Origin of the sequence: Tunturibacter psychrotolerans, assembly GCF_040359615.1 — a bacterium.
Taxonomy (GTDB): Bacteria; Acidobacteriota; Terriglobia; order Terriglobales; family Acidobacteriaceae; genus Edaphobacter; species Edaphobacter psychrotolerans.
On sequence record NZ_CP132942.1, the window covers coordinates 3,708,970 to 3,733,592 of the forward strand.

Below are 24,623 nucleotides of genomic sequence, written 5' to 3' on the forward strand. Positions count from 1 at the left end.
GCGCCAGGTCGCAATCACGGAGGCCAACAATGCCGGACGCAACAGCGGCCAAGAGAATCAGCCCCATATTGGCAGTAGCCGACATGGAAGAGACCGTTGCGTTCTATCGAGAAGTTCTCGGCTTCACACCCATCATGAAGTCGCCGGCGTATTCCATAGTGGAGCGAGACGGCCAAACCATCCACTTTCAAAAAGCCGCGTCAGAGGAAGTCATGAACTGCGTCCGCGGCCACACCGAAATCTACATCGAGGTCTCCGGCATCCATCCCCTGTGGGAGCACGTGAAATCCTTCAAAAATCGCTACACAATCAAAGATCTCTTCGACCGCGACTACGGCATGACCGAATTCCACATCTCCGATCCCAACGACTGCCTGGTATTTGTCGGAGAGCCAATCGCTAAGTAATCACGCGCGCTCGCAAACCCGACTGAATGACTATTCATTTCATGCTTTTTTGTGCTAACGTCCGATAGGACGAGCCAGCCATGACCGAACCCGAGCGCAACTCCGAAACCTCCGACAACGCCCGCCACACCCCCATCTCGATGGACGGCAATCCCACCATCGACGAACGCGCCAATCACTGTTTCGGCTGCGGCCCCGCCAACCCTCAGGGCCTTCATCTCACCTTCACCACCGACACCTCCAACCCCGAGGCCATCACCGCCACCTGCCACTTCCAGCTGGACCGCATGCACGAAGGCCCCCCGGGTCACATCCACGGAGGCATCGTCGCCGCCCTGCTCGACGAAGCCATGAGCAAGCTCAACCGTCCCCTCAACGTCCTCGCCATGACGCGCCACATGGAGATCGACTACCTTCGTCCAGTCCCGCTCTACCAACCGCTCGTCCTCATAGGCCGCCATCTCAACCGCCCCGCGAAAGACGGCACACCAGGCCGCAAACTCTTCCATCAGGCCGAAATCCAACACTCCGATGGCACGGTCCTCGCCCGCAGCAAGGGCCTCTTCATCGCCATCGACGAAAAGCTCCTCTTCGCCGCCGGCATCACCCCACCGCCAGCCTGATCTCCGGCCAACGGCCGAACCCAGGCCCCTTATGATTCCCAGAAAAGGTACACAAGCCACGAAGTGGCCGCCCCACGCGTAGTGGGCCCGTCCGGCGGACGAGCGTCAACAAACTACCCAGCCTCACCCCAATACCCCTGGTCCTCGAGAAAATACTCCTCATCCCAGGTATGCACCATCGTCTTGAAGAACATCCAAACCATTCGCCAATGCCCGAGTTTTTGAAACCGCCGATTCGTCGTCAGCACCCGCCCGCGCACAATCCGAAACCGCTGCCGCGCCACGCCCTTCGACAGCAAATAATCCTCAGCAAACAAAGCCCGCTCATTGAACCCACCCAGCGCCCAAAAAACCTCGCGGTCAAACAGCATAAACATCCCCGTAGCAAACGGCTTCGTAAACGATCCCACCCTCTGCATCAGGTTATTTCCCGCATACAGCAGATCATCGAAAAAACTACCCTGCCGGCAAGCAATGTTGGTAGTCGCCAGATGCAATCCTCGCCGCTCCATCCGCCACAGCGCCCTTCGCAACAACGTAGGCTCCGGCAGTTCCACATCCGCATCCAGAAACAACACATACTTCGTCGCAGTCAGCTTCGCGCCCGCGTTCCGCCCCACCGAAGGCAACCCACCCGGCACCACCTCAACCGCAAGCCGATCGCGAAATCCCAGCGCCACCTCTACAGTCCCATCAGTCGAACCCGCATCTGCCACCAGCACACGCGTCCCCGCCATCCCCACATAGTCCTGTTTGCAAAGAGACTCCAGCAACCTCGGCAGCATCGCCACTTCATTCTTGGCAGGAATCACGATCGTCAGTTCACCAACCATTCCGGAGCCTCCGTCAGGGCACACACCGCCCCTTATGCGAAGCTTGAGCCTGCAACCCTCGGATCCGGATAAACCACCGTTGAATTTTCAGCTAAATCCAGCCCAATAGCCTCAAACTCGTTAACGGCTTCGCCATATCCTTCGTTGGTCGGCGCGAAGATCTTCATCGACCCGAAGGTGTGTGCACCCACGAAGTGGGTCACCGCCGGTATTGCTCCTCGCTGACGTGGTCCATCCACTCCACCGCTTTGCCATCCAGTCGTTCCTGAATCGCGATGTGCGTCAGAGCCGTAGTCGGCGTAGCCCCGTGCCAATGCTTCTCTCCCGGAGCAAACCAAACCACATCGCCCGGATGAATCTCCTCAACCGCGCCGCCCTCCCGCTGAACCCAGCCACATCCCGCAGTCACAATCAGAGTCTGCCCCAACGGATGCGTATGCCACGCAGTGCGCGCTCCCGGCTCGAACGTGACGCTGGCACCACCAACAAATGCCGGATCGGGCGCTTGAAAGAGCGGGTCAATCCGAACCGTGCCTGTAAACCACTCTGCCGGACCTTTCCCCGAGGGCTGCGAACCGCTGCGCTTGATCTCCATAAATGCCATTCTAATGGCGGATCGAGCTGCGCGTGCACCCTGAGCGGGCGCCACACTTCGTGGTGTGTATACCGGCTTCGCCCGAGCCTCCCGGAAAGATTCTTCCTCGACCAACGGGAGAGCCAATCGAAGGGGGACACACGTCACGAAGTGACCTGCTAAACTTAAAAGTCTTGCGGACATAAGCCACACCAGCGCGCCACCGCCCGCGCACAGCAACATACGACTACGTAAAGAAGTAAGGAGACACCATGGCAGACCCCACCCTCAACGGCAACGGAAACTTCGGCTCCCCGTCCCTCCGCCTCAAGCTCGGCCTCGCCGAGATGCTCAAAGGCGGCGTCATCATGGACGTCATGAACGTTGAGCAAGCCCGCATCGCCGAAGAAGCCGGAGCCATCTCCGTCATGGCACTCGAGCGCGTCCCCGCCATGATCCGCGCCGAAGGCGGCGTCGCCCGCATGGCCAGCCCCAAGCTCATCAAGCAGATCATCAACGCCGTCTCCATCCCCGTCATGGCGAAAGCCCGCATCGGCCACTTCGCCGAAGCCCAGGTCCTCCAGCACCTCGGTGTCGACTTCATCGACGAGTCCGAAGTCCTCACCCCCGCCGACGAGACCTACCACATCGACAAGCACGCCTTCACCACGCCCTTCGTCTGCGGCGCCCGCAACCTCGGCGAAGCCCTTCGCCGCATCGCCGAAGGCGCAGCCATGATCCGCACCAAGGGCGAACCCGGCACCGGCGACGTCGTCCACGCTGTCCAGCACATGCGCCAGATCGTCCGCGAGATCAAAGCCCTCACAGTCCTCGGTGACGAAGAGCTCTACAACGCCGCCAAGGTCCACGGCGCCCCTTACGAACTCGTCCGCATGGTAGCGAAAGCCGGCAAGCTCCCAGTCCCCAACTTCAGCGCAGGCGGCATCGCCACCCCCGCCGACGCAGCTCTCATGATGCAGCTAGGCGCCGAAACAATCTTCGTAGGCTCGGGCATCTTCATGAAGGAGCGCGCCACACCGCTCGACGTCGAGAACGATCCGAAGGAGCGCGAAGAGGCCGTCAGCCGCGCCCGCGCCATCGTCATCGCCACCACCCACTTCAACGACCCCAAGATCGTCGCCGAAGCCAGCGAAGCCGTCATCGGTTCGATGAAAGGTCTCGCCGCAGCAGCCATCGAAGAGCGAGACCTCATGCAAACCCGCGGCTGGTAAACACATGGGAAGATCAGCTGTCCTTCAGGACCAAGTGTCGCCTCTTCCTTCACTGCGTAAGCCATGGTTTAAGAATGCGATTTACTGCGACAACGAAAACTGGTCGCTGACTTATTCGGGCAGCTCCTGGCGGGTCGATCGCTTCGACTACCGCGAAAACGGACGTCTAATAACCTTTAGCGGCGAAGGCGCAGCGGGACAGATGGATCTTTTTCTTCCACCAAGCCTCGCGTGGGAAGACGCTCCCTCTCAAAGCATTGACGAAGCGACGCAGAACGTTATTCTCCGTCGCATAACTGGAGCCCTCCAATGGGCAGGCTTCAAAGTTGGGTTTTTCGAGATCACACCTAAAAATCATCGTCCCAGCTGAGACTCACGCTATGAAATGCTTCACGAGCCGCAGCGCATCATAGCTACTGAAAGTTCTTCAACGGAGCCCACGGCAGCACCACCAGCGTCTTGCCCTGCCAGTACCCCACGATGCCCCGCGACACGACCCTGCTGTTCGTCTCGCGTTCCACATCGTCCCGGTGTTCCCTCACAAAGTGATCCGCACCCGTCCGCGTCAGAAACACCACAAAATCGCCCGGATGATCCGCCGCATCGCGCCTGAGACTCTCACGCATCGCGGACTCGCTATCGACCGAATCTGTGGCAACAATCTCTTCCGGAACCGTCGAACCAAATCTACACACAGAAACCACGGATGGCACCGATGCCCTCACAGGCAGACCCATCAACAACGGCACGACACACACCCAAAATTTGGCCCGAAGATCTAACACCTCTCCGGTATACCCGATACCCGCCTTCTAACCCATCCCACGAAGGATGTACTGCCGCCAAAGCCGCTGCCGCTTGCGGAAAAAGGAGCTCCAGTCTACTGAAGTGAAAATCCTCCAGATACCCCAGAGCTCCGTTGGTTTTGAGCACTTAAAGGATCAGCGGAAGATCAGAAACGACTTGCAGCTTCAGCTTGATCGGCAAGAATCTCGAGCGTAGCGAAGAACCCATTGCTCTGCCCGGTAAAAAGCCCCGAACCAGTCAAAGCTGCAACCGCAGCCTTAGGTCCGGCAAACTTGTCGGTCAAAGGTCGAATGGTCGCGCACTTGGGAAGGTTTGGGCTGATGAACTCAGCAGGCACCGGGAAGATCAGGTTCGGCTGAAATTCGGGAGTGCCTGGGTTCGCGAACAAGTTAGGAAACGTCAGCCCATTGTCTGTCACAGGAGCAACCGGCGTTTGGCATCCATTACCCGCGAAGTCGACCCACTCCAGAAAGTGCGCAATCTCATCGCCGCCAATGCCCAGCGTGATCTCCAGCACCTCTGCACTCGAAACCTTTTGCGACATACTCGCGTAGAGGCTCGAACCACCAGCTTCGATCGAACCAAAGTGAAACGCCGCAATGTTGGCGATCACCTGAATATGATTTGGATTGTTGAAGTCGGCATTCGTCACAGGAATCGCACTGCGGTTGGTGATCGTAACCGCCTGCGGAAACGTTGCACCAGCATCGGGGTTCGTCGTGCTCCGATAACGCGTAAACCAGCTCGTATCGACGTTCAGGTGCATCAGGTTCGTAAGCCGGCCAATGTTCTTTGCGCCTGTCGCCTTGCTTCCCTGAAGCGTACGGAACTGATCGAGATTAACCGGATCCGCTCCCTTCGATACAAGATACGCATTCAAAAACTCTGCGTGGCTGACCTCATCCAGAGTATTGCTGGTAATGTACTGCGGACCATCGCTATCAAGGGCCATCAATGATCCCTGATAGGTATTCATCGGTGTGAAGTTTGGGATGTCCTCTACGGGCTTCTGGCCTGGCGTCAGACCACCCAACTCCGCATACTGCGTCCAAAGATCCGATTCGATCAGCTCCGCAGCGGCCAGAAATCGAAGAATCGCTGCATCCCCTCTGTTGAGACCACGTCTACTGTCATAGTCCTGCGCGACAGCCTGTTTGCTGCTGTTCAACAATCCGGCGCCCATCACTGCTGCGCCCCCTGCCACCAGTCCGCCTCTCATAAACGAGCGGCGATCCAGCGGATTCGACATCGTGCTGCTCTGCTTCTTCATAGGGTGGTTCTCCTTGACGAGCTGGCTTCAGCCCGCTGGAAAGCCACACTATCCCTCCCACAACACAACATTTGTCACATGTTTGTGGAGGCGCTGTCTTCTTTCAATCTCGCAAATTAGTTGCGCTTGGCCGACAATTTTTCTTCGTAAATTTATCGATCGTCATACTCACCCCGCTCATCAATCACAACCATGCACAACTCCTCCTGTTACATATGCATCGCATCACAGTCATTCAATTTCAGATACTGAAATCAGGCGAAACAAGGGAGAAAGAAATATGATGAACAAAAAGTTGGTTCGAACACTCTGCGCGACTGCGGTGCTAACCGTATCCCTCACCGTCGCCGCCTCCGCCGCCACCGACATCCAAAAACTCGATCAGCGTATCGAAGCCGCTGGCGTTGTCCTTCACGAGCTCATGGACACCCCGGACAAAGGCATCCCTGACGACATCGCCGCCAAAGCCACCTGCGTCGCGGTCGTTCCCGGCTTCAAAAAGGGAGCCTTCATCATAGGTGGACAATACGGCCAGGGCGTCGTCAGTTGCCGCACCGGCCACGGCTGGAGCGCCCCAGCTTTCATCCAGCTTAGCGGCGCCAGCTTCGGCCTTCAGGCCGGCGGCGAGGCTACCGACCTCGTCCTCGTCGGCACCACCCAGGACGCCTTCCAGCGCCTTCTCCACGACAAGCTGAAGCTCGGCGGAGACGCCTCCGTAGCTGCCGGCCCGGTCGGACGCAACACCTCAGCCTCCACCACTGAAGCCGCCAGCGCCGCCTTCCTCACCTACTCGCGCAGCAAAGGCGTCTTCGCCGGAGTTGACCTCTCCGGAGACGTAGTCCATCAGAACACCGACGACACCAAAACCTACTACGGCAGCGACGTCACCTACGACAGCATCCTCTCCGGCGGCATCCCTGCCAAGCCTGGCTCACAGCACTTCATCCGCACCGTCAACCAGTTGTTCCACGCCAGCGGCGCCCACTAATCCAACTATCCCTAATCCAACCATGATTGACCGCGACAAAAAAGAGGCCGGACTTCAAACTCCGGCCTCTTTCGTCACTGTCCCAACCACTCAAAGTTCGTCTCACCTGAGCCGGAAAAGTCAGTCAAGCAAACCGACACATCAGCACCAACGCCGACTTGTTCATCTCACGCGGGCGCGTACAATGATCCCGTTCTCAAGCGCTTACGCATTGCATCTCCCTGTCTGAACTTTATGTTCCTTAGGAGATCCACCATGAAGCCGGTCTTCTCTTGTGTCCCTTCGCGATTCCTGGCACTGACTGCTCTTGCCGCTCTATCGCTCTCGTCGCCCGCGCAGCAGCTTGGCCACTACATCGGAGGCTTCACCGGGCTTGAAAACGGCTCCACCGCACCCCCCGGCCTCTACGCCGCCGCCTTCGGCCTCGTCCAGCCCATCAATTCCATCAAAGGCACCAATGGCAATACTGTTTTGAGGCCCGACATCGATGTAGCGGGCGTTATCGCAGCGTACAGCGTCGTCACTCCCAAGAAGATTCTCGGAGGCGATTACAACCTGGCCTTTATGGTTCCCGTCCTCAACACCCGATTCACCGCCAATGTCTTTGATGCCTCCGCTGAGTCCGCTGGTGTCTCCGACATCCTTTTTGAACCCATCGGCCTGGGCTGGCAGAAGGGCAAGGTAAGTTACACAGCAAACTATGCGTTCTATGCTCCGAGCGGAGACTTCAACCCTAGCTCGCCACTTAACCCTGGTCTCGGTTTCTGGGAGCACCAGATCCAGGCAGGCCTCACCTACAACATCGACAAGAAGAAGTTGTGGAATGCCTCCGGCCTCACCACCTGGGAGATCAATATGAGCAAGTCAGGCCTTGATGTGAAGCCTGGGCCGATCTTTACAGGCGAGTACAGCTTCGGCCGGCGCTTCTTCAAATACCAGATGAACGCTGGCATCGTCGGCTACGCTTCGCAGAAGCTCTCCCCAGATTCGGGAAGCGGCATCAACCCTCTAATTAAGGGCGATCTCGACCGCGGCTTCGGCGCCGGCGGCGAGTGGAAGTATACGGACATCAAGCATCACCTAGCCTTCGACGTTCGTTACGAGGATCAGTTTGGGGTCCGGCTTCGCACGTCAGGCCAGGTTCTCGTCTTCAGCATCACATTTCTTCATTTCCTTCCTCCCCCGACACCCCCGAAGTGACGCTGTGGATGCGTGATTGCTCTGAGACCGGAGATAGGGAGATAGAAGGTCGCGACCCGAACGGAGGAACGATGCGCATAAGAAATGCAACCTCCAGTGCGTTCACTCTCATTGCACGGCATTCTCGTCACGCAGTCATCGTCTTACTTGCATCGATTGGAGCTACTGCCTGCGCCCAACCTACGACGGACTCCGCCACCAAACCTAATATCGTCTTCATTCTGACTGATAATCTTGGCTACTGAGAACTCGGCGTCTACGGCGGGGGCATTCTGCGTGGAGCCCCCACGCCGCGCATCGATAAGCTTGCAGCCGAAGGCACTCGCCTGCTCAACTTCAACGTCGAGGCTTAGTGCACACCTTCGCGTTCCGCTCTCATGACTGGCCGCTTCTCCATCCGCTCCGGCACTTACGCCGTCCCGATCGGCGGTCAGGCGGACGGTCTCACACTCTGGGAAATCACTATTGCTGAGCTACTCTCCGCACAGGGCTATCGCACCGGCCAAATCCTCGATGCCATCTACGACGCCGGTATCGAGGACAACACGATCATCGTCTTCTGCAGCGATAACGGCCCCGAAGCCACCGATCCGTGGCAAGGCGACTCTGGTCCATGGCGCGGAACTTACTTCACGGCGATGGAGGCCTCTCTCCGCGCTCCCTTTTATCATTCGCTGGCCGGGAAAAATTCCTGCTGGTCGTGTCTCCAACGAGATCGTCCACATCGTCGACATGTACCCCACACTTGCTCGTGTTGCAGGCGCGAAAGTGCCGACCGATCTTGCGATAGATGGTGTCGATCAGCTCGACTTCTTTCTAGGCAAGCAGGAGAACTCCAACCGCGAAGGCTTCCCGGCATACGTCGCCGACCGCCTTCAGGCCGTGAAATGGCACAACTGGAAGATGCACCTCATCTGGCAGGTAAATATGTACGACCCGCCAGTCACCCTACCCCTTCCACGCGTCGTCAACCTTCTTACCGATCTTAAAGAAGAGCGTGATGCAGGAGTAAAGGCCGGTTTCGTGACCGTCCCCATGACGAAGCTGCTCGGCGAGTGGGAGGCAAGCTTGAAAAAGTACCCGCCGATTAAGATGGGTACATTTGACCCCTATATCCCGCCGAAAGAATAAACGCAGGCAGCCAACAGATCTTGGCACCTGCAAGGCATGTTCGTTTGCGCTGAAAGAGATCCTCACAAAACCTGTCAAGCCCCCATTCGCGCTAAACCGCTGTGGCAACCAGAGTTACGCGTGGCACATTTACCCTCTCCACTCTTCTATACTGGAAGGGTGGCAAGAATATCTTTGCCAAAAGGATCTTCGAACCGAATCTCATCTGCCGTAAGTCCTTTGCTAAGACGAATTTGACGATAAGCCCTTTGGTTAGACGAATTTACAAATTATTTCCCTGTAAGTACCTGATATAAAGGTATTTACAGGACGCATATGGGGGGGGGGAGGGGGGTATCCGGCATGACCAATAATCGCACAGCATCCAGCTCCCCGACCGTTGGCATCCTGGCCCTCCAGGGCGCCTACGAAGCGCACGCCAAAATCCTTGCCTGCCTCGACGTTACCACTCGGCTCATACGAACCCCAGACCAACTCTTTACCTCCGAAGCAGTTCCTAGCATAGACGGCCTCATCATCCCCGGGGGCGAGTCCACCACCATGCTCAAATTCCTGGAACGCCATGGCTTCCTCGCATCCCTCGCTTCTTTGGTCCGCACCCTCCCCACCTTCGGCACCTGCGCCGGCGCGATCCTGCTCGCGAACGACGTACAGAATCCCCCGCAAATCTCCCTCTCCGCCCTCGACATCACCATCGAGCGCAACGCTTACGGCCGCCAGATCGACTCCTCCATCCTCACTGCCCCCACCAAACTCCCCGGTGGCCCACTCGAGATGGTCTTCATCCGCGCCCCCCGCATCACCCGCACCGGGCCTGAGGTCGAAACCCTCGCCACCCGCGACGACTTCCCCGTCCTGGTCCGTCAGGGCCATCTCCTCGCCGCCACCTTCCACCCGGAGCTTGGTCACGACCTCCGCATCCACCAGCTCTTCCTTGACCTGATTCACTCCCATCAGATCCACACTCACGCCACCGTCGATTCGTAGCGATCTTTACGAATTCTTTATGTCGTCGTAACTATCATCGAATCATGCGCTCCGCCTCAGCTACGACGGATGTCTCTGCCCCTGAGAGATCCGAAGAGGCATCCCCTCTCTTCGCCGACAAAGCCAATCAGCCCGACAACGTAGTCCCGTGGATCGATCTCGGTCTTCTGGCGCCGCTCCTGGTCGGGATGGCCGCAGTCATCCTGTTCGTGCTCAGCTACGCCTACCTCCTCCAAAGACTCGGCTAAAAACACCAGATTTGCAGCCTCGCAGACAAAACTACAGACAAGATATCCTGCATAGGTGATCTGGTCCCGCCTCACCAGCGCCGCAACACTACTTCCCTGGTCCTTGCCCGCAGACGCCAGCGCACACGGACCCGCGCTCGACCATCACCTCCTCCTCAACCTCTGGATCGCCCTCGCCCTCCTCGCCCTCGCTCACCTGATCCTCCTCACCGGCCTCCTCGCCCGCCGCCACTCCGCTCCAAACCACCTCTGGCGTATCGAGTACCTGCCGCTCGCCGCCCTCGCCCTGCTCTTCTCCACCCTCACCGTCAAGGCCGAACGCCTCTGGGCCGCGACCCGCTATACCGGAGCCTCACCTACCGCCCTCCAGGTCGAGGTCACAGGCGTCCAGTTCGCCTGGTACTTCCGCTACCCTGGTCCCGACGCCACCTTCGGCCTCACCCACCCCAACCTGGTAGCACCCGGCGAAGGCAACCCCCTCGGCATCGACCCCAACGATCCTCACTCCGCCGACGACCATGTCTCCTCCCAGCTCGTCCTCCCCGCCAACCGCGAGGTCGACCTCCGCCTCAACGCCCAGGACGTCATCCACGGCTTCTCCATCCCCGAGATGCGCCTCAAGCAGAACGCCGTCCCCGGCCAGACCATCCACCTCCACTTCACCCCCACCACCCCCGGCACCTACGCGATCCTCTGCACCCAACTCTGCGGCCTGGGGCACTACCGAATGAACGCCACGCTCCGCATCCTCCCGCCCGACCAGTTCGCAAACTGGCTCGCCACGCAACAAAAGGCGGCCAAATGACCCCGCACTCCAACATCCCCCCGTCGCAGCCCCAGGCAAACAAACTAAGCCCCACGCCGGTGCTCGCTCGCGTCTTCTCCACCGATCACCGCATCATCGGAATCCAATACCTGATCCTTGCGCTCGTCTCAGTCATCATCGGCACTCTCCTCTCGCTGCTGATGCGCATCCACCTCGTCTGGCCCGACTGGCCACTTGCACTGCACGGCCCCATCCTCCCCGAAGACTACCTCGCGCTCGTAACCATCCACGGCACGATCATGCTCTTCTTCGTCCTCACCACCGCGCCTCAAGCCGGCTTCGGTAACCTCATCCTTCCCGCCCAGATCGGCGCTCGCACCATGGCCTTCCCTGGCCTCAACGCCGCCAGCTTCTGGCTTACCGCCATCGCCCTCATTACCCTTCTCGCCTCCACCTTCGCGCCCGGCGGAGCCGCCATCTCCGGCTGGACCGCCTACCCTCCGCTCAGCGCAGTCCCCAGCTCAGGCCCCGGCCAGGCTCTCGGCATGGACCTCTGGCTCGCCTCCATCGCACTCTTCGCCATAGCCTCCACTGCCAGCTCCATCAACACCCTCACCACCATCCTCCGCAACCGCTGCCCCGGCATGACCTGGGAGCGTCTTCCCCTCACAGTCTGGGGCTGGTTCACCGCCGCACTCCTCAGCATCATTGCCTTCTCCGTCCTACTCGCAGCGATCCTGCTCCTCTTCTGCGACCGCCACGCCGGCACCAGCTTCTTCCTCCCCAACGGCGACCTCGTTAACGGCGTCCTGCACCAGAGCGGCAACGGCAGCCCTCTCCTCTGGCTCCATCTCTTTTGGTTCTTCGGACATCCTGAGGTCTACATCGCCATCCTCCCCGGCATGGGCCTCACCTCCATGCTGCTCGCGAACTTCAGCCACCGTCGCGTCTTCGCCTACCGCACCATGATCGTCACCACGCTCCTCATCGGCCTCCTCGGCATACTCCTCTGGGGACACCACATGTTCGTCGCCGGCCTCAACCCCTTCGCCAGCTCTGCCTTCTCCATCTCCACCATGGCCATCGCGCTCCCCGCAGCCGCCAAGGTCCTCAGCTGGCTAGCCACCACCTGGCGCTCCCGCCCGTCCTACAAAACCCCCATGCTCTTCGCCCTAGGCTTCGTCAGCCTCTTCATCACCGGAGGCCTCACCGGCCCCATCCTCGCCCAGCCCATCCTCGACGAGTATCTCCACAACACCTTCTTCGTCGTCGCCCACTTCCACCTCATCATGGCGATGGCCGGCATCTTCGGCCTCTACGCCGCAACCTACTACTGGTTCCCCCTCATCACCGCCACCAGCAGCCATCCCGGCCGCCTCCTGTCCGAGCCTCTAGGCCATCTCCACTTCTGGTGCACCCTCATCGGAGCCTACGCCGTCTTCCTCCCCATGCACCTCACCGGCCTAGCCGGAGAACCCCGCCACTACGCCCAGCTCACCGGCATCCCAAGCCCCGGAAGCTCTCTAAGCCCTGCCGGCGCCTTACTCTCCCATACCCTCCCCCTAAACCGCTTCATCACCTACGCGGCCATCTTCCTCGCCGCCGCCCAACTTCTCTTTTTCATAAATCTCACGCGCACCCTGTACAAAGGAGCCTTCGCGTCGTCTAATCCATGGCGAGCCACAACACTCGAATGGCACCCGACCATGAATCCTTTCACCCCATCACCTGCATCCGATACAGCAGAGATATCCGTTCATCGCACTCCTTGCCACTATCAATTCACCAGTACTGAAATTTCGTTCCTGCCGCAGTGGGCGCCCGTCTCCTTCGCTCAGGACAAAATAGAAAAAGCCACAGACTCGAAACCGGAGTAAGCTGTCCACAACGCGCGTCGACCAAGAGGGCAACTTCATGCCGGCCATCATCACTCCCAACAAAACCGAGCAAGAACGAAAACGACGCGTTGAAGACCACGACAACGGCTCAGGCCGACGTCCACCCACAGACAAGCGCACCGGCGGCGGCGGTGACAACGACAACTGGAACGAACGCCCCCACGGCCGACGCGGTCCGTACGAGCGCCTTCATCGCTATCGCATGGGCATCTTCTTCGCCCTCGCCAGCGACCTCATGTTCTTCGTCGCCATCGTCAGCACCTTCTTCGTCAATCAGTCCACCGGCCACTTCGACGCCTACAACCACTACGTCAACGAGTGGCTCCCCACCACCATCCCGCCCATCCTGTGGCTCAACACCGTCGTCCTCCTTCTTAGCTCCGGCACCATCGAGTTCGCCCGCCGCAACATGTTCCGCGAGACCGACGTCATGGACGAGTGGCTTGGCCTCGGCAAACCAATCACCCGCCGCGCTCTCCCCTGGCTCTCGGCAACCATCGCTCTCGGCTTACTCTTCCTCACAGGTCAGTGGGTAGCCTGGCGTCAATTAGCCGTCCAACACGTCTTCTTCAAGACCAACCAGAGCAGCCATTTCTTCTACCTCATCACTGGCGTTCACGCCGTTCACCTCTTCTTCGGCATCGGCGCACTTATCGCCGCCTTCACTGGCCTCTACGTCTCTCGTCAGCTCGAAAACCGCCAGATCCTTGTCGACGGCGCCGCCTGGTACTGGCACGCGATGGGCCTCCTCTGGATCTTCCTCTTCACCCTCCTGGTCTTCTTCCAATGAGCCTGCGCCATCAGATGTAATGCTGACATCGATTCCAACTGGGATGGACCAAGCTCAAGCCGGATGGACACAATTCAATCAGGATCAAAAAAAATGACGTGTCATCCTGAGCGAAGCCTCTCACAGCCTCATCGCGAGAAACGTAGTCGAAGGATCTGCATCTCTTTCCGTTGGCCCACTCTCTCGATGGCTTTTCTGGGCCTGATGCTCGCGGCATTCCTCTTCACCCCACCAGCCCGCGCCCAGGGCTGCACCCAATGCCAGGACAACACCGCCGCAACCCCGCCGAAAACCCAGGCCGCCTATCGCCACGCAATTATTTTGTTAACCGCGACAGCCAGCACCGTCTTCCTCGGCTCACTCCTCCTCTTCAAGCGCCACCGCTAGCCAGCAGAGAGAACTCCAAAGATGACCCGCGACCAGAGATACAAAGCCTTTCAAGCCCTCCACGCACGCCCGGGAGCCTTCGTGATTCCCAACCCATGGAACGCAGGCTCCGCAAAGATCCTCGCCGCCATCGGCTTCGAAGCCCTCGCCACAACCAGCGCTGGCTATGCCTTCTCCATCGGATATCAGGACTCCGCTCCAGAAGTAACCCGTGAACACGCCTTGGAAAATGCTCGCGAGATCGCAGGGGCCACGACACTCCCCGTCTCGGCCGACCTTCAAAACGGATTCGGCCACTCACCCGACCTCTGTTCCGAAACCATTCGACTAGCCGCCGCAACAGGACTTGTCGGCGCATCGATCGAAGATGCCACAGGCGATACATCCAATCCGATCTACGAACTGCAAGCGGCCAAAGATCGCATCGTGGCAGCATCCGAAGCCGCTCATCGTCATCAAATCGTCCTCACCGCGCGCGCTGAAAATTTTCTTCACGGCAGACCCGATCTCGACGACACCATACGTCGCCTCCAGTCCTTCGAAGAAGCAGGCGCCGACGTCCTCTACGCCCCCGGACTCCCCACGCTGGACGCAATTCGAACCGTCTGCGCCTCCCTCTCCAAACCCGTCAACGTTTTGGCAGGTCTCAAAGGAGCGACCTTCTCCGTAGAAGATCTCGCCGCCGCCGGTGTCAAAAGAATCAGCGTAGGTGGAGCATTCGCCCGTGCCGCATTCGGCGGGTTCCTACGTGCAGCACGCGAAGTGAAAGATCACGGCACCTTCAACTTCGCCACCGAAGCCGTCCCGAGCTCAGAGATGGCCAACTACATGGCACATCCCAAACGCTAATCCTTCTGCGAAGGCACACCCCTCACCCGCTCCACTTTCATCGCCCGCATGTACCACTCGAACTCATCGAAGACCTCAGAGCCGTGAGCTGCGACTATCCGAACCTGCGCATCGGTCCATGCGAAAAATCTCAACCACTTTCATTGAAATTTCAGCCACGCAAAATTTATTTTGTCGCCTCGATCTCGGAAGGCAACTACAAAGACCACCAAAGAGAAAGCGCAAGCTCAATCCTTCGAGCTTGCGCTTTTGTTACGTCGATCAGAAACCGAACCCGAATTAGCGTCCTTTTTTCGCTGCCTTCTTCACAACCTTCTTCGCCGGAGCAGGTTTGGTCGCTGCCTTCTTCACAGGAGCTTTCGCAACCGCCTTCTTCGCCGGAGCAGCCTTCTTGGCAGGCACTGGTTTCTTCGCCGCAGTCTTTGCAGGAGCCTTCTTCACGACGGCCTTCGCAGGAGTCTTCTTTGCCGCAGCCTTTGCTGGAGCCTTCTTGACCGCTGCCTTCGCCGGAGCCTTCGCAACAGCTTTCACAGCCTTCTTCGCTGGCGCCTTAGTCGCAGCCTTCGCCGGAGCCTTCTTCGCCGCAGCCTTCACAGCTACGCTCTTTGCAGCAACCTTCACCGGAACCTTCGTGACCGTCTTCCCATTCGCCGTCACCGCACCATTCTTCGCAACCGGAGCAACGGGCTTCACCGGCGCAACAGCCTTCTTCGCCGCAGCCGGAGCCTTCACACCAGCCCCATTCTTAGCCGCCGCCGGAGCACTTGATGAAACCTCATCCGAACTAGAAGCCGCGATCGCCTCCGTGCCCTCTCCGTTCCCTTCCACCGCAGCCTTCTTCCGGCTCTTCGCAGGCTTAGCATCCTTCTTCGCCGCACGTGGCCTGCGCAGATGAACGGGAGGAGGAGGTGCCGGTGGCGAATACGGCTCAAGATAAGCCTTCATCTCCTCGACCGTCCCCAGCTTTCCATCCATCAACTCGAAGAACAGCTTGTCCAGCAGCTCACCATACACAGGCAGCTCCGGTACGATGCGCATCTCCTGCATCAACGTGTAAGGCAGCTTCTGCTTCGCCTGAGCCCACTCCGTAAGAAATCCCTTGAACTTGTTCTGAATCCCCGCGTTCTTCGAGGTGTGCGCCACCCACAGAATCGACTCCGGCTTCGCCGAATGCAGCAACTTCCAGGCCTGCGACGGCGTCGCCGCTCCCTTGCCCGAAAGCTCCGTCGCGAACGCCTTCGCTTCATCCTCCAGCGCCTCGATCTCCGCCACAAATCCCTGCCGCGCGAAGCTCTTCTTCAACGCCGCGACGTCCTTCGGAGCCATCTTTGCCGTCAAATACGGGAAGTTCGCGCCCGATGCCTCAGCATGGATCCCCTGTATCTGCAGCTGCCCCTGCAAGTCCCGCAGCTTCTCGAGCTCCGTTACATTCGCCTTAGCGGCCGACAGCGCCGGGAACAGGTGCTTCACCCAACCCTCAGCCTCCAGCCTCGTCAACACCCGCAGCGGATCCTCCTCATGGAAGATCTCCTCGGTCTCATACCCGCGATGAAACTCGTCCATCGCCGAGATGTACCCCTCCTGCTTACCAGTCTCATACCGAGCCTGGGTCTTCTCATCCATCTGCCAGCTCAACCGCGCCATCAGCCGCGCCGCCCGAATCATCCTCACCGGATCTTCGATAAACCCATAGTTACTCACCAGCCGCAGCTCGCGATTCTCGATATCCGCGACCCCGTTCAGCGGGTCCATCAGCAGCCCATACGATCCGTCGTTCAATGAGAGCGCCATGGCGTTTGCGGTAAAGTCACGCCTCCGCAGATCATCCAAAATCGTCGCAGCCTTCACCACTGGCTTACCCGGCTTCGGATAAGTGACCGTCAATGTGCTGCCAATCTCCATCCTTACGCCACCAGGAAACCGCACATAGAGCGCCTGCCCCGCCTCCCACTCTCCGGTGATAACGCCGTGAGCTTTCTCTATATCTTTCTTTAACTTGAGGGCGTTACCCTGAACCACCAAATCCAGATCCCGAACCGGCGATCCGCTGGTCATATCCCTTACCGCGCCCCCCACCAGAAACACGGTAAGTCCTTTGGCGCGAGCTACTTCACGCACAGCCAGCAACGCGGAGCGCTGCGCTTGAGAAAGGCGATTTTCGAGCAGGTAGATGTAGTCAGCCATAACTGGTACTTTTACTCCAAGCCGGTTCAAACCGGGACACTTCAATCCGGCAAAGCCAAGCTAAGCTCCGACGAATCAAGCGTTTATAATGGTGAGCACAGGTAAACGCAAAAGGCCAATGTAACACAGCGTTAGCGAATTGACTACTCTGAATGCACCTTTTTCGTTGCTCTAGTCCCTGGTATGCGACAATCCGCGAGTCCTTATGTCCTCTGCGCACAAGAAGGTCATCGTCCGCCGCTTCACAAGCGAAACCCTCCCCGGCTACCTGCCGCTCTCGGGTTTCGTCCGTAATCGCTCCATCGATCTCCTCGACCTGAGCGGACGAGTCATCCCTCTTGGCCTCAATGACATAAAGTACGTCTGCTACGTCCGTGAGTTCAACCTGAATGACACCGCAAACCCCGAGCGCCTCACCCGCCGCACCTTCCTCGCCAAGCCGCGCACCGAAGGCCTCTGGCTGCGGCTCACCTTCCGCTCCGGCGATCTGCTCGAGGGCCTCGCTCCCATCGACATCACCCTCACTGACGACCTCATCCACGACGCCGGTATCCAGCTCACGCCGCCCGACGTCCGCTCCAACACCCAGCGCATCTTCGTCCCCCGCACCTCAATCACTGAGCTTCAACTCCTGGCTGTCATCACCTCCCCCTCACGCCGCAAGCCCCTACCCGCCTCCTCGGTCCCCAGCCTCCAGGAAGACCTCTTCACCAACCTCATCCCACCCAACACCCGCCCCAACTGATTCGCAACCTTTCAAGGGCGAAAAATCTGTCATCTCGCCCGAAGCGGGACAGCCTGTTGTCGCGCGCGGTGGAGAAACCCGCTCTTCCCCACGGTATAAGCCCCAGTCTTCTACAATCTTCCCCATGCAAGCCCCCACGAAATCCATCACCCTGGCCGACCTGGCAACTCATCTCGGAGCCACCCTTCACGGCGACCCCTCCGCCAAAATCACTCAGGTAGCCGGCATTGAGACCGCCACTTCCGGAGCTCTCGCCTTCGTCGCCAACCCGAAGTACGCCTCCCTCGCCCACACCACACAGGCAACAGCCGTATTAGTCGAGCCCGACTTCCCTGAGATCCCCGCAGCCACCCTCCGCCTCAAAAATCCATACCTCGCCTTCGCCCGAGCCATCGAGCTCTTCTACCACGCCCCCGCGTACACCGCAGGCGTCCACTCCACGGCAGCCATCGCGCCCACCGCAACCATCGGAGCCAACGCCCACATCGGCGCCTACGCCGTCATCGGCGATCACGTCACCGTCGGCAACAACGCCATCATCCTTCCTCACGTCGTCCTCTACCCGCACGCCGCCATCGGCGACAACTTCTTCGCCCACGCCCACGCCATCGTCCGCGAGCACTGCCAGCTCGGTGACAACGTCACCCTCCAAAACGGAGCCATCGTAGGGGCCGACGGCTTCGGCTTCGCCCGCCAATCCGACGGTGGCTGGTACAAGATCCTTCAATCCGGCCCCGCCATCCTCGAAGACAACGTCGAGATCCAGGCCAACGCCTGCATCGACCGCGCCTCCATCGGCGAAACCCGCGTCCACGCCGGAGCCAAGATCGACAACCTCGTCCAGGTCGGTCACGGCTCAACCGTAGGTGAAAACACCCTTCTCTGTGCTCAGGTCGGCCTCGCCGGTTCCACCATCGTCGGCAAAAACGTTATCCTCGCTGGCCAGGTCGGCGTCGCGGGCCATTGCACCATCGGCGACGGCGCCATCGCCACCGCGCAAAGCGGGATCCCCAACGACGTAGCCCCCGGAAAGGTCGTCAGCGGCTACCCCGCCATCGACAACCGACAGTGGCTTCGCTCCGTCGCGCTCTTCAATCGCCTCCCCGAACTCCTGAGGGATCTAAAGTCCAAACTAAAATAACCATCCAGCTAGTGACCTCCTCGTATATAACTTTTAGAAGCACTTGGGGGTACAACCATGGCGGAACCTCCCGAAAGTCTCAGTAACGGCACCAACGAGATGCAAAGCACTACAGCACAACCCGTTCGCGTACTTCTGCTCGATGACGAGCCCACCAATCTCCACCTCCGCGCCGCCATCTTGCGGCAACACGGCTACGAGTCAGTTCCTGCTGCCACCATCGAAGAAGCCACCGACCTCTTCAACAACATCGACATCGCCGTCCTCGACTACCACCTCGGAGCCGGCCAGTTCGGAACCGAGGTAGCAGCTCTGCTTCGCCGCCGCCGACCTCACGTCCCCATCATCATCCTCTCGGCAACCATCGACCGTTACTTCGGTGGTGTCGAAGACATGCATCTGCTCAAAGGTCATAGCTCTGTCGAAGACCTCCTCGACGCCCTAAGCTCTCTCGAGGCCAAACGCCGCGGAGCACCCGTCGTCGTCGACGCACGCGACTTCTTCTACTCCCGTATCGCCATGGCCATCGGCGCCGACGTTCTCGTTCAGATCTTCGACGAGAACGGCATCTGGCAGTACTGCAACGACAGCGTGGCCGAATACCTCGGCCAACCCCGCGAGTGGTTCATCGGCCGCAGCGTCTACGAGGAGATGCGTCCCTTCATGCGCGATTGGAGCGACGTCCTCCAGACCGTCTGCCTCACCCGCGAAACCTACATCGATCGCACCCATCGCGGCCTGCTGGCCCAACCCCGCCCGCAAGAACCACAGCTTACGTGGAGCGTCCTCGCCTTCCCCATCACCCTGCACGACAACCGCTCCGGAGCCGTGCTCACTGCACGCATCCTCGACAAGCCCACCCGCAACTCAGAGCTTCTCCCCTTCATCTAGACAACGGCGTTCGATCGCATAACGAAATAGGACGGCGGCGGCAAAGCAACATAAAAGTCTGATCATTTCGACCGAAGCGAGACGGCTTTCGTCCCGCGCAGTGGAGAAACCCGCTGTCTTTCGCTCCCCCTCAGACGACCCAGCCATCAAGACTTTCCCTGATAACCTTGAACCCTATGCGTCCTCTGTCCGCGCTCGTCCTTCTCACCAGCTTCACCACCGTAGGCTGCCACTCCCCTTACGTAGCGACCACGGTCAGCAATCGCACAGGACAGCCCATCGAACTCATCGAGGTCGACTATCCAAGCGCCAGCTTCGGGACACAAAACCTCGCCCCCGGCTCCGACTTCCACTACCGGTTCAAAGTTTTAGGCTCCGGTCCCATGAAGCTTCTCTACACCGACAGCGCCCATCAGGACCACAAGGCCGATGGCCCCTTCCTCAAAGAAGGAGCCGAAGGTTTGTTGTCTATCGCGATCACTCCCACCGGAGTCACATGGCAACCCGACACGACCGTCACAGCAGGCAAATAGCCTGATGCAGTCTAAATTTCTAAATTTCCACCCTGCATTTCAGTCGCGACTTCTAACGAACTGAGCCGAACCGCATGCTTGTGTGCCCGATGCATCAAAGCCACTACAGTACCCAGCGCCAATACCACAAAGAGCATTGCAAAAACGACTACCGTCATAACTTAGAGCCCTCAGCTGCCATCGCTTTCCGCAGCGCGCAACATAATAGGCTTTCCACACTTAAACTGGCAATATATTTAGCGGCAAAAACTCCAATCGCCGTTGGACAGAGATATCCCACCTCCCTGGTAGCCAACAGAAGCCACTACGTATGGCTACCTACCGCGAGTGAAACCCGGAAGCTCGTCCATGCGTGGCCGGAGCAGCATCTCCGTTATGTCCTTTACGTCTCTGATCTCTCATCATCAACGCAATCACCCCGCCCACTACTAGTACCGCAACGATCATTGCAATGAAAGCGATGGTAAGCATCTCATCCTCCTCGCTTGCTTCGACGGGCGCGCAACAGGAACGCAGCGCCTGCCTACCAACGTAAGATGCCGTCTACCTCATCTGCGGTAAGCTGAACCTTATGCCCCGCGGATATTTCATCACCTTCGAAGGCCTCGACGGCTCCGGAAAGACCACCCAATTACGCCGCCTCGCCACCTCTCTCGAAGCCGAAGGTCACACCGTCGTCACCCTCCGCCAACCCGGCGGTACCGCCCTCGGCGACCGCATCCGCAGCATCCTCCTCGACTCCCGCTCCGAAGCCGCCCTCGGTCCCATCGCCCCCGCCGCCGAGATGGCTCTCATGTTCGCCGACCGCGCCCAGTCCATCTCGGAAGTCATCCTCCCCGCCCTCGCCGCCGGCTCCATCATCCTCTGCGACCGCTACACCGACTCCTCCGAGGCCTATCAAGGCGGAGGCCGTCAACTAGGCAGCGAGCGCATCCTCGCCATGCACGCCGCCGCCTGCGACAACCTCCAGCCCGACCTGACCCTCCTCCTTCTCCCCTCGCTCGAATCTTCCCTCCGCCGCGCCCGCCGCCGCAACCAGCGCCACGTCGAAAAGCAAGGCACCGACGAAAACCGCTTCGAGCGCGAGCCCGACGACTTCTACCGCCGCATCTACCAGAAGTACGAAGAGATCGCCGCCCGCGAACCTCACCGCGTCGTCCCAATCCGCGACGACGCCTCCATCGACCAGATTCAAGCCTGCATCCAAAAGATCGTCGCCTCCCGCCTCGACCACGCCAAAGCCTGACCAACCATCTTTCCACCGCGTCAACGCTCCCCACCTCGCTCCGCCGAACTGTGTTCTCCTCGTCTAAGAGAAGAACCAGGCACCAGCATGACCATCCCCACCCCGACCCTCGAAGCCGCTCCCGAACCGACCTCTGCTAGCCCATCAAACGCTCGTGGCAAAGGCCGCATGCCGCCTGGCCTCAAGCACTCGCTTCCCTTCTACTCCTTCAAGCCCTGGGTCAAACTCGGCAGCCCCATCCTCCTCTTCGAGCATCTCCTCAAGACCTACGGCAACATCGCCCACTACAGATTCCTCGGCACCCCCATCATCTTCATCAACGACCCCGAGTACATCCGCGAGATTCTGGTGACTCAAGCCTCCAGCTTCGTCAAAGAGCGCACGGTCCGCCGCATGAAGGTCCTCCTCGGAGAAGGCCTCATCACCTCCGACGACCCCATCCACATGCGCCAGCGCAAGATCGCCGCGCCTGCCTTCCACCGCCAGCGCATCGCCGCCTACGGAGACCAGATCGTAGCCTGCGCCCTCCACCAGCGCGAAGCCTGGCGCCCAAACCAGCACATCGACATCTCCGCCGCCAGCATGCAGCTCTCCCTCGAGATCGTCGCCCGCACGCTCTTCAACACCGAGGTCACCGCCGACATCCGCAGCATCAACGACGAAGTCAACACCATCATGGGCCTCTATAACTTCATCGTCGCCTTCCCCAAAATCGAATCCTTCATCCACCTCCCCATCCCCGGCATCATGAAGTTCCGCCGCTCCAAAGCCCGCCTCGACGCCGTAGTCGACCGCCTCATCCAAGAGCACCGCGAAGCCGCCACCCGCGGCGAACCAGATCGCGGAGATCTCCTCTCCATGCTCCTGGCCAGCAAATACGAATCCGACGACCCCACCCAACAAACCGGCATGTCCGACGAGCAAGTCCGCGACGAAGTCCTCACCATCTTTCTCGCCGGCTACGAAACCGTAGCCAACGGCCTTACCTGGACCTGGTATCTCCTAAGCCAGAACCCGCATATCGAAGCCAAACTCCACGCCGAACTAGACGCAGTCCTAGGCACCGGCCCCACCCAACGCCTCCCCACCCTAGCCGACTACCCCGCCCTCCGCTACACCGAACAAGTCTTCGCCGAATCCATGCGCCTCTACCCGCCCGCCTGGGCTATGGGCCGCATGTCCACCAAGCCCATCACCCTCGGCCCCTACACCATCCCCGCCGGCGCGCACTTCTTCTTCAGTCAATACATCATGGGCCGCGACCCCCAATACTTCCCCGACCCACTCCGCTTCGACCCCGACCGCTTCTCCCCCGAAAACAAAGCCGCCCGCGCCAAATTCACCTACTTCCCCTTCGGCGGAGGCAGCCGCCAATGCATCGGCGAAAGCTTCGCCTGGATGGAAGGCGTCTTCAGCATCGCCACCCTCGCCCAGCGCTGGCGCATGACCTACCTCGGCTCCACCCCACCCGAAGTACAAGCCAAGATCACCCTCCGCCCACGCGACCCGCTCATGATGCAGCTCATCCCTCGCTAATCCCGCAACGAATCAATCCACCGCAATAATCACACTCGAAGCCTTGAACGCCGCACACACCGGCTCGCCCAGATGCAGAGCCAACTCATGCAGACTTCCATCCGTAATCACTCCGGTCAACAGCTCTCCGCCCTGCAGCCTGATCGACACCTCATCGTTCACGCTGCCTTGGTGAATCACCTCCACCACTCCGCACAAAATATTTCGAGTGCTGATCTTGCTCTTGTCCAAATCCTTCCCAACGATGATCCAACTCGCCTTCACCAACGCCCAGGCCTTCATCCCCACTTTCAGCGCCATCGCCTCCACGCTGCCATTCGTAATCACCGCAACGATCTCACTCCCGGCTTCAGTCGCCAATATCACCTCGGAGTTCACTGCGCCCGTTGTAATCTTGCTGATCGTTCCCGCCAGAGTATTGCGCGCACTTGTTTTCATTCGCATTCACCTCGCCACCATCGTATCCAAAACTCAAAAAGCCTATCCACACAGCCAACTTTCGTCCCGCCTGTCAGCTCCAACCACACATGCAAAAAAGAATGCACGCACGAAGCTTTCTGCTTGCTCTCCTTCTCACGACGTCTTCCTTCAACGCCCAACCCCCAGCCACTGCGCCCGAGCAGACTCTCGTCCAACTCACCAATCAAGCCCGCGCCGCGCACAACCTCCCCCCGCTTCACTGGGACAACGCCCTCGCATCCGCAGCCAAAACTCACGTCCAACGCGTCCGCAACGAACCCGGCGAACTCCTTCATCAATACCCCGGCGAACCCGACCTCACCACTCGAGGCGCGCAAGCCGCAGCCCACTTCACCACCATCGCCGAAAACGTTGGCCGCGGCACCGACGTCCCCCTCATCCATCAAACCTGGATGAACAGCCCTGGCCACCGCGCCAATATCCTCGATCCCAATCTCAACGCAATCGGAATCTCCGTCACACAAAACCACGGACTCTTCTCTGCTGTCGAAGACTTCTCTCGCAGCGCGACTGTCCAGTCCAACGACTCACTCGAAAAACAAGTTGCCCAGATCCTGCTCGAGCACGGCATAGCCCCCGCCGAATCCAATGCCGACGCTCACCAAACCTGCACCATGCAAAGTGGCGCCGCAGGCTCTCCCAAGCTAGTCGTCCAGTGGGATGGCCCCGACCCAACTCTCCTGCCCGACGCTCTCCTCCGCGCCATCGCCACCGGCAGATACACCACCGCCGAAGTAGCAGTCTGCGCCAGCAAACAACCGCAGTTCACCACTTACAACACAGTCGTGCTCCTCTACTGACGCTCGCAAGATATCAACCCCCGAACAACGGGAGCGCCCACCGAAGGGATATACAAGTCACGAAGTGACCGCCGCCC

Annotated in this window: 31 protein-coding genes; 22 read left to right on the forward strand and 9 right to left on the reverse strand. The window is 59.4% G+C overall.

Features of this window, described 5'->3' with window-relative positions; translation table 11 throughout:
• Window positions 1–29: 29 nt before the first annotated feature.
• Both RBB77_RS15380 and RBB77_RS15385 read left to right on the forward strand, forming a co-directional pair.
• Window positions 30–407: a glyoxalase superfamily protein gene (locus tag RBB77_RS15380; RefSeq protein WP_353062620.1), complete on the forward strand. Its 378-nt coding sequence runs from the start codon at window positions 30–32 to the stop codon at window positions 405–407.
• Between the two features lie 80 nt (window positions 408–487).
• Window positions 488–1,030, forward strand: coding sequence for a PaaI family thioesterase (locus tag RBB77_RS15385; protein WP_353062621.1), 543 nt, complete (start codon window positions 488–490; stop codon window positions 1,028–1,030).
• Window positions 1,031–1,143: 113 nt separating this feature from the next.
• Here RBB77_RS15385 and RBB77_RS15390 read toward each other — a convergent pair whose 3' ends face one another.
• From RBB77_RS15390 to RBB77_RS15400, 3 genes are read right to left on the reverse strand one after another with little or no spacing between them, the layout of a single operon-like run.
• On the reverse strand, window positions 1,144–1,863 hold the full coding sequence (locus tag RBB77_RS15390; RefSeq protein WP_353062622.1) for a glycosyltransferase: 720 nt from the start codon (window positions 1,861–1,863) through the stop codon (window positions 1,144–1,146).
• A 32-nt stretch (window positions 1,864–1,895) separates the two neighbouring features.
• The gene (locus RBB77_RS15395; protein WP_353062623.1) at window positions 1,896–2,066 is read right to left on the reverse strand and encodes a hypothetical protein; all 171 of its coding nucleotides are present in this window, start codon (window positions 2,064–2,066) and stop codon (window positions 1,896–1,898) included.
• Window positions 2,063–2,458, reverse strand: coding sequence for a (R)-mandelonitrile lyase (locus RBB77_RS15400; protein WP_353062624.1), 396 nt, complete (start codon window positions 2,456–2,458; stop codon window positions 2,063–2,065). The genes RBB77_RS15395 and RBB77_RS15400 overlap by 4 nt, the downstream gene beginning before the upstream one ends.
• 251 nt (window positions 2,459–2,709) lie before the next feature.
• Here RBB77_RS15400 and pdxS point away from each other — a divergent pair, with 251 nt between their 5' ends.
• A complete protein-coding gene (gene pdxS, locus RBB77_RS15405; protein ID WP_353062625.1) occupies window positions 2,710–3,669 on the forward strand; it encodes a pyridoxal 5'-phosphate synthase lyase subunit PdxS in 960 nt (319 codons plus the stop codon).
• A 4-nt stretch (window positions 3,670–3,673) separates the two neighbouring features.
• Window positions 3,674–4,039, forward strand: a complete 366-nt coding sequence (locus tag RBB77_RS15410) for a hypothetical protein (protein ID WP_353062626.1) — start codon at window positions 3,674–3,676, stop codon at window positions 4,037–4,039.
• Between the two features lie 43 nt (window positions 4,040–4,082).
• On the opposite strand, the gene RBB77_RS15415 is transcribed toward RBB77_RS15410, so the two are convergent.
• Together RBB77_RS15415 and RBB77_RS15420 are read right to left on the reverse strand one after the other, a co-directional pair.
• Complete coding sequence (locus tag RBB77_RS15415) at window positions 4,083–4,295, reverse strand: hypothetical protein (RefSeq protein ID WP_353062627.1); 213 nt, start codon at window positions 4,293–4,295, stop codon at window positions 4,083–4,085.
• A 326-nt stretch (window positions 4,296–4,621) separates the two neighbouring features.
• Window positions 4,622–5,746: a hypothetical protein gene (locus RBB77_RS15420; RefSeq protein WP_353062628.1), complete on the reverse strand. Its 1,125-nt coding sequence runs from the start codon at window positions 5,744–5,746 to the stop codon at window positions 4,622–4,624.
• 280 nt (window positions 5,747–6,026) lie between these two features.
• Here RBB77_RS15420 and RBB77_RS15425 point away from each other — a divergent pair, with 280 nt between their 5' ends.
• From RBB77_RS15425 to RBB77_RS15475, 11 genes are all read left to right on the forward strand, one after another.
• Window positions 6,027–6,734, forward strand: a complete 708-nt coding sequence (locus tag RBB77_RS15425) for a lipid-binding SYLF domain-containing protein (RefSeq protein WP_353062629.1) — start codon at window positions 6,027–6,029, stop codon at window positions 6,732–6,734.
• A gap of 255 nt (window positions 6,735–6,989) precedes the next feature.
• A complete protein-coding gene (locus tag RBB77_RS15430; protein ID WP_353062630.1) occupies window positions 6,990–7,934 on the forward strand; it encodes a SphA family protein in 945 nt (314 codons plus the stop codon).
• Between the two features lie 71 nt (window positions 7,935–8,005).
• Complete coding sequence (locus RBB77_RS15435; protein WP_353062631.1) at window positions 8,006–8,179, forward strand: hypothetical protein; 174 nt, start codon at window positions 8,006–8,008, stop codon at window positions 8,177–8,179.
• 523 nt (window positions 8,180–8,702) lie between these two features.
• On the forward strand, window positions 8,703–9,065 hold the full coding sequence (locus RBB77_RS23715) for a hypothetical protein (RefSeq protein WP_434557066.1): 363 nt from the start codon (window positions 8,703–8,705) through the stop codon (window positions 9,063–9,065).
• 342 nt (window positions 9,066–9,407) lie between these two features.
• Window positions 9,408–10,052: a pyridoxal 5'-phosphate synthase glutaminase subunit PdxT gene (pdxT, locus tag RBB77_RS15445; RefSeq protein ID WP_353062633.1), complete on the forward strand. Its 645-nt coding sequence runs from the start codon at window positions 9,408–9,410 to the stop codon at window positions 10,050–10,052.
• 44 nt (window positions 10,053–10,096) lie between these two features.
• Window positions 10,097–10,300 (forward strand): hypothetical protein, encoded by a 204-nt coding sequence (locus RBB77_RS15450; RefSeq protein WP_353062634.1) that lies wholly within the window; start codon window positions 10,097–10,099, stop codon window positions 10,298–10,300.
• 55 nt (window positions 10,301–10,355) lie between these two features.
• Window positions 10,356–11,105, forward strand: coding sequence for a cupredoxin domain-containing protein (locus tag RBB77_RS15455; protein ID WP_353062635.1), 750 nt, complete (start codon window positions 10,356–10,358; stop codon window positions 11,103–11,105).
• Window positions 11,102–12,943: a cytochrome c oxidase subunit I gene (locus tag RBB77_RS15460; RefSeq protein ID WP_353062636.1), complete on the forward strand. Its 1,842-nt coding sequence runs from the start codon at window positions 11,102–11,104 to the stop codon at window positions 12,941–12,943. Before RBB77_RS15455 ends, RBB77_RS15460 begins: the two co-directional genes overlap by 4 nt.
• A gap of 37 nt (window positions 12,944–12,980) precedes the next feature.
• Window positions 12,981–13,754 carry a cytochrome c oxidase subunit 3 gene (locus RBB77_RS15465; protein WP_353062637.1) on the forward strand — a complete coding sequence of 258 codons (774 nt, stop codon included), beginning with the start codon at window positions 12,981–12,983 and terminating at the stop codon, window positions 13,752–13,754.
• Window positions 13,755–13,847: 93 nt separating this feature from the next.
• Entirely contained in the window at window positions 13,848–14,141 is a 294-nt protein-coding gene (locus RBB77_RS15470) for a hypothetical protein (protein WP_353062638.1), read from the forward strand.
• Between the two features lie 21 nt (window positions 14,142–14,162).
• Window positions 14,163–14,990: an isocitrate lyase/PEP mutase family protein gene (locus RBB77_RS15475; RefSeq protein WP_353062639.1), complete on the forward strand. Its 828-nt coding sequence runs from the start codon at window positions 14,163–14,165 to the stop codon at window positions 14,988–14,990.
• Here the strand turns inward: RBB77_RS15475 and RBB77_RS15480 are convergent.
• A complete protein-coding gene (locus tag RBB77_RS15480) occupies window positions 14,987–15,124 on the reverse strand; it encodes a hypothetical protein (RefSeq protein ID WP_353062640.1) in 138 nt (45 codons plus the stop codon). The two genes, RBB77_RS15475 and RBB77_RS15480, sit on opposite strands and share 4 nt — an antisense overlap.
• A gap of 145 nt (window positions 15,125–15,269) precedes the next feature.
• Window positions 15,270–17,174, reverse strand: coding sequence for a CCA tRNA nucleotidyltransferase (locus RBB77_RS15485; protein ID WP_353062641.1), 1,905 nt, complete (start codon window positions 17,172–17,174; stop codon window positions 15,270–15,272).
• 205 nt (window positions 17,175–17,379) lie between these two features.
• Here RBB77_RS15485 and RBB77_RS15490 point away from each other — a divergent pair, with 205 nt between their 5' ends.
• The 4 genes from RBB77_RS15490 to RBB77_RS15505 all read left to right on the forward strand — a co-directional run bounded on the left by RBB77_RS15490 (window position 17,380) and on the right by RBB77_RS15505 (window position 20,484).
• Window positions 17,380–17,919 (forward strand): DUF6982 domain-containing protein, encoded by a 540-nt coding sequence (locus RBB77_RS15490; RefSeq protein ID WP_353062642.1) that lies wholly within the window; start codon window positions 17,380–17,382, stop codon window positions 17,917–17,919.
• Window positions 17,920–18,064: 145 nt separating this feature from the next.
• The gene (lpxD, locus tag RBB77_RS15495; RefSeq protein WP_353067644.1) at window positions 18,065–19,060 is read left to right on the forward strand and encodes a UDP-3-O-(3-hydroxymyristoyl)glucosamine N-acyltransferase; all 996 of its coding nucleotides are present in this window, start codon (window positions 18,065–18,067) and stop codon (window positions 19,058–19,060) included.
• A gap of 57 nt (window positions 19,061–19,117) precedes the next feature.
• On the forward strand, window positions 19,118–19,951 hold the full coding sequence (locus RBB77_RS15500) for a response regulator (protein WP_353062643.1): 834 nt from the start codon (window positions 19,118–19,120) through the stop codon (window positions 19,949–19,951).
• 176 nt (window positions 19,952–20,127) lie between these two features.
• A complete protein-coding gene (locus tag RBB77_RS15505) occupies window positions 20,128–20,484 on the forward strand; it encodes a hypothetical protein (protein ID WP_353062644.1) in 357 nt (118 codons plus the stop codon).
• A 318-nt stretch (window positions 20,485–20,802) separates the two neighbouring features.
• Here the strand turns inward: RBB77_RS15505 and RBB77_RS15510 are convergent, their stop codons facing one another.
• Entirely contained in the window at window positions 20,803–20,955 is a 153-nt protein-coding gene (locus RBB77_RS15510) for a hypothetical protein (protein ID WP_353062645.1), read from the reverse strand.
• Between the two features lie 100 nt (window positions 20,956–21,055).
• Between RBB77_RS15510 and tmk the strand changes: the two genes are divergently transcribed.
• Both tmk and RBB77_RS15520 read left to right on the forward strand, forming a co-directional pair.
• Window positions 21,056–21,730: a dTMP kinase gene (gene tmk, locus RBB77_RS15515; protein WP_353062646.1), complete on the forward strand. Its 675-nt coding sequence runs from the start codon at window positions 21,056–21,058 to the stop codon at window positions 21,728–21,730.
• A gap of 87 nt (window positions 21,731–21,817) precedes the next feature.
• Complete coding sequence (locus RBB77_RS15520; RefSeq protein WP_353062647.1) at window positions 21,818–23,266, forward strand: cytochrome P450; 1,449 nt, start codon at window positions 21,818–21,820, stop codon at window positions 23,264–23,266.
• A 12-nt stretch (window positions 23,267–23,278) separates the two neighbouring features.
• On the opposite strand, the gene RBB77_RS15525 is transcribed toward RBB77_RS15520, so the two are convergent.
• A complete protein-coding gene (locus RBB77_RS15525; RefSeq protein ID WP_353062648.1) occupies window positions 23,279–23,704 on the reverse strand; it encodes a TOBE domain-containing protein in 426 nt (141 codons plus the stop codon).
• A 101-nt stretch (window positions 23,705–23,805) separates the two neighbouring features.
• Here RBB77_RS15525 and RBB77_RS15530 point away from each other — a divergent pair, with 101 nt between their 5' ends.
• Entirely contained in the window at window positions 23,806–24,546 is a 741-nt protein-coding gene (locus RBB77_RS15530) for a CAP domain-containing protein (RefSeq protein WP_353062649.1), read from the forward strand.
• Window positions 24,547–24,623: the final 77 nt, after the last annotated feature.

Coding starts and splice junctions, on each gene's coding strand:
- RBB77_RS15380 (WP_353062620.1), top strand. CDS start 30: ATGCCGGACGCAACAGCGGCCAAGAGAATCAGCCCCATATTGGCAGTA.
- RBB77_RS15385 (WP_353062621.1), top strand. CDS start 488: ATGACCGAACCCGAGCGCAACTCCGAAACCTCCGACAACGCCCGCCAC.
- RBB77_RS15390 (WP_353062622.1), bottom strand. CDS start 1,863: ATGGTTGGTGAACTGACGATCGTGATTCCTGCCAAGAATGAAGTGGCG.
- RBB77_RS15400 (WP_353062624.1), bottom strand. CDS start 2,458: ATGGAGATCAAGCGCAGCGGTTCGCAGCCCTCGGGGAAAGGTCCGGCA.
- pdxS (WP_353062625.1), top strand. CDS start 2,710: ATGGCAGACCCCACCCTCAACGGCAACGGAAACTTCGGCTCCCCGTCC.
- RBB77_RS15410 (WP_353062626.1), top strand. CDS start 3,674: ATGGGAAGATCAGCTGTCCTTCAGGACCAAGTGTCGCCTCTTCCTTCA.
- RBB77_RS15415 (WP_353062627.1), bottom strand. CDS start 4,295: ATGCGTGAGAGTCTCAGGCGCGATGCGGCGGATCATCCGGGCGATTTT.
- RBB77_RS15420 (WP_353062628.1), bottom strand. CDS start 5,746: ATGAAGAAGCAGAGCAGCACGATGTCGAATCCGCTGGATCGCCGCTCG.
- RBB77_RS15425 (WP_353062629.1), top strand. CDS start 6,027: ATGATGAACAAAAAGTTGGTTCGAACACTCTGCGCGACTGCGGTGCTA.
- RBB77_RS15430 (WP_353062630.1), top strand. CDS start 6,990: ATGAAGCCGGTCTTCTCTTGTGTCCCTTCGCGATTCCTGGCACTGACT.
- RBB77_RS15435 (WP_353062631.1), top strand. CDS start 8,006: ATGCGCATAAGAAATGCAACCTCCAGTGCGTTCACTCTCATTGCACGG.
- pdxT (WP_353062633.1), top strand. CDS start 9,408: ATGACCAATAATCGCACAGCATCCAGCTCCCCGACCGTTGGCATCCTG.
- RBB77_RS15450 (WP_353062634.1), top strand. CDS start 10,097: ATGCGCTCCGCCTCAGCTACGACGGATGTCTCTGCCCCTGAGAGATCC.
- RBB77_RS15460 (WP_353062636.1), top strand. CDS start 11,102: ATGACCCCGCACTCCAACATCCCCCCGTCGCAGCCCCAGGCAAACAAA.
- RBB77_RS15465 (WP_353062637.1), top strand. CDS start 12,981: ATGCCGGCCATCATCACTCCCAACAAAACCGAGCAAGAACGAAAACGA.
- RBB77_RS15470 (WP_353062638.1), top strand. CDS start 13,848: ATGACGTGTCATCCTGAGCGAAGCCTCTCACAGCCTCATCGCGAGAAA.
- RBB77_RS15475 (WP_353062639.1), top strand. CDS start 14,163: ATGACCCGCGACCAGAGATACAAAGCCTTTCAAGCCCTCCACGCACGC.
- RBB77_RS15485 (WP_353062641.1), bottom strand. CDS start 17,174: ATGGCTGACTACATCTACCTGCTCGAAAATCGCCTTTCTCAAGCGCAG.
- RBB77_RS15490 (WP_353062642.1), top strand. CDS start 17,380: ATGTCCTCTGCGCACAAGAAGGTCATCGTCCGCCGCTTCACAAGCGAA.
- RBB77_RS15500 (WP_353062643.1), top strand. CDS start 19,118: ATGGCGGAACCTCCCGAAAGTCTCAGTAACGGCACCAACGAGATGCAA.
- RBB77_RS15505 (WP_353062644.1), top strand. CDS start 20,128: ATGCGTCCTCTGTCCGCGCTCGTCCTTCTCACCAGCTTCACCACCGTA.
- RBB77_RS15510 (WP_353062645.1), bottom strand. CDS start 20,955: ATGCTTACCATCGCTTTCATTGCAATGATCGTTGCGGTACTAGTAGTG.
- tmk (WP_353062646.1), top strand. CDS start 21,056: ATGCCCCGCGGATATTTCATCACCTTCGAAGGCCTCGACGGCTCCGGA.
- RBB77_RS15520 (WP_353062647.1), top strand. CDS start 21,818: ATGACCATCCCCACCCCGACCCTCGAAGCCGCTCCCGAACCGACCTCT.
- RBB77_RS15525 (WP_353062648.1), bottom strand. CDS start 23,704: ATGAAAACAAGTGCGCGCAATACTCTGGCGGGAACGATCAGCAAGATT.
- RBB77_RS15530 (WP_353062649.1), top strand. CDS start 23,806: ATGCACGCACGAAGCTTTCTGCTTGCTCTCCTTCTCACGACGTCTTCC.